The organism is Aquiflexum sp. TKW24L (assembly GCF_023502205.1).
Classification (GTDB): domain Bacteria; phylum Bacteroidota; class Bacteroidia; order Cytophagales; family Cyclobacteriaceae; genus Cognataquiflexum.
Window position 1 is genome coordinate 1 of record NZ_JAMFLG010000091.1, and the last position, 825, is coordinate 825.

Below are 825 nucleotides of genomic sequence, written 5' to 3' on the forward strand. Positions count from 1 at the left end.
TTTAAGGGAATTAATTACATGAAACTATGACATACCATATCTCAAAAACCATCAACGAACAGGATTTTCTTACTGTCAAAGAAAAAATCACTGAAGCATTGAAATCAGAAGGCTTTGGGGTGTTGACCGAAATCGACATTCAGGCTACAATGAAAAAGAAATTGGATAAGGATTATAGACCATTCCTGATTTTGGGGGCATGCAGTCCGGTCTACGCGGACAAAGTATTGACCATAGATCCCCACATGAGCGTCATGCTACCCTGCAACGTCACCTTAAGGCAATTGGAAAATGGGGAAATTGAAATATCTGCCATGGAACCGGTAGCCGCTATGGGCAGCATGGGAAATGAGGATATCAAGTCCCTCGCTAAAGAAGTCCAACAAAAACTCAGCAGGGTCATCGAGAAGGTAGTTTGAAGAATATCAACAGGTTAAACAGGCAATCCTTTACCTTAGAGAAGTCTTATAAAAATAATCCTTAACTCCTTCATTGGAGATTAGCGGATTATCTGCTAACTTTTATAAAATTTACTAGCCATGTCAAAAGAAAAAACAGTAAAAAAGGAAGAGAAAAAGAAGCCTGGTAAAAACCTCAAAGAAAAAAGAGCTGAGAAAAAAGCTAAAAAAGACGGAAAGAAAGATTGATTATCCTTGGATGATCAATCCATCAGGCAATAGAAAAGCCCTTGAAACCCAGTTCCAAGGGCTTTTTTTTCATCTAGTTCCAATATCACAAAGGAAAATCAGTAATAATGAACTATTATTTCCTTTGTTACTTTGTGGTTAATAAAAACTTGTTCACAGCCAAAACCATCTTGATCCT

Annotated in this window: 1 protein-coding gene; it reads left to right on the forward strand. The window is 37.5% G+C overall.

The features are described from left to right. Positions 1–26 precede the first annotated feature (26 nt). On the forward strand, positions 27–419 hold the full coding sequence (locus M3O96_RS21890) for a DUF302 domain-containing protein (RefSeq protein WP_249725466.1): 393 nt from the start codon (positions 27–29) through the stop codon (positions 417–419). Positions 420–825 lie beyond the last annotated feature (406 nt).